1 protein-coding gene is annotated in these 1,702 nt (G+C 73.0%); it reads right to left on the minus strand.

Features of this window, described 5'->3' with window-relative positions:
- Positions 1–139 precede the first annotated feature (139 nt).
- On the minus strand, positions 140–1,597 hold the full coding sequence (locus E1298_RS46725) for a PH domain-containing protein (protein WP_243726267.1): 1,458 nt from the start codon (positions 1,595–1,597) through the stop codon (positions 140–142).
- Positions 1,598–1,702 lie beyond the last annotated feature (105 nt).

Genomic DNA, 1,702 nt, shown 5'->3' on the forward strand with positions numbered 1-1,702 from the left:
CCCCAGCAGCCGCCGAGACACCCACGCCCGCAGCGCAGCGGCCGGCCCGGGGGCGGCGCAAAGCCAAGGGCAAGCGCGCCTCCGTGCCCTCCTGGGACGAAATCATGTTCGGAGCACGCCGCCCCGAATAACCAAGCGGTCAAGCCGACGGTGGCTCCACGAACGGAGCCACCCAGTCGGGGGTGATTCCGGCGGCGAACGCGATGGCGTCTTTTTCCGACATGTCGATCGCCGAGTAGCCGCCCTCGCCGGCGCCGACCGCGACGAAGAGTGTGGCCAGGCCCAGGCGGCGCTGGAAGAGCGTGCGGCGGAGGCGCCAGCCGACGATGGCGGTGTGCTCCACCACCACCTGGCGGCGGCGTAGTGAGCCTGAGCGGACGCTGAGGCGTTCGCCGTCGGTGACGTGCCCGAGTTGCCGGTAGCGGTCCAGGCCGAGCGGTATGACCAGGACGGCGAGGGCGGCGCAGATGTACGCGACCAAGGGCTGCCCGGCGATGACCGCCAGAAGAGCGATGCCGAGGGGAGGCGCCACCGCGCGCGCTACGCGGCGGCCACGGGCGGCCGGTGGGTGGACGATCAGCGGTCCGGGCACCTCACCGAGGACGCGGGCCGCCAGTGCTTCCGCGGCGGCGCGCGGGGCCGCGGGCAGGAGGCGTCCACGGTGCGCGGCGTCGCCCAGGCCCGTGATGAGCGCGCCGAGGCGGACGACACCGGCCATCCGCTCGAACGGGTTGTCGGACAGTTCGACGCCCCGCAGGCGCCGCCGCTCCAGCGAGACGCTGCGGCGGGTGATGAGCCCGCGTTCGGCGACGAGGGAGCCGTCCCGCTCGTGGACGGTGAAGTCCCAGTTGAAGAGCGTGAAGACGATCACCGACATCACCGGCATGGCGATGAGCACCAGGATCGCCAGCGCGACGACGAGCGCGGTGGGCAGCCCCACCACGTCGTGGCCGAGGTTCTCGACGCGCTCCTGGGTGATCAGGCCGAGGTCGTCGCCCAGGTTGTAGAGGGTGCCCAGGAGGCTGCCCGCCAGCGCGAACGGGGTGAGCAGGTAGGCGCCGCTGAGCGGCGCGTACACGTACCAGCGCGGCAGCATGCGGGCCAGGACGCGGCGCGGCGGCGCGGCGCGTTCGGGGGACGCCCGGGTGAGCAGGACGCCGCGGAGCCGTTCGGCCTCCTGCCGGGCGACCGCGTTCAGCACGCCCTCGCCGCCGTCGGCGCCCGCGTCGATGTGCACGACGGCGAGGCCCAGGAACCGGTGGGGCAGGGACGCGGTGATGTCCACGCCGCGGATCCGGTCGCGCGGGATGCTCTTGACCGACCGTCCGATGAGGGAGCGCCGGAGGTCGATGCGGTCGTCGCGCAGGACGTAGGTGAACGTCACCCAGTTGACGACATGGAAGATCAGGCCGAACCCGAGTCCGACGAGGGTGAAGTAGAACGCGGTGGACAGGCCGCCCACCAGGAGCCCGGTCGCGCCCGCCGCGAGCAGCGCGACCATTTCGCGCACGGCGCCGACGACGAACGTGAACGGATGGAGCCGCTGCCCGCGCGCGCCCTCGTCCGGTACCGGAGGTCTCTTTGGACCTGGCGACACGACCGCTTCCGGGGGCGGCGCGGTCCCTTCCGGACGTGGCGGTGCGGGTCGTTCGCCGTTCGGGCTGGCGGGGCGTGTGGGTTCGGTGGTGGAGGGGTGTGGGTC

It is taken from the genome of Actinomadura rubrisoli (genome assembly GCF_004349215.1).
In the GTDB taxonomy this organism is placed as follows: domain Bacteria; phylum Actinomycetota; class Actinomycetes; order Streptosporangiales; family Streptosporangiaceae; genus Spirillospora; species Spirillospora rubrisoli.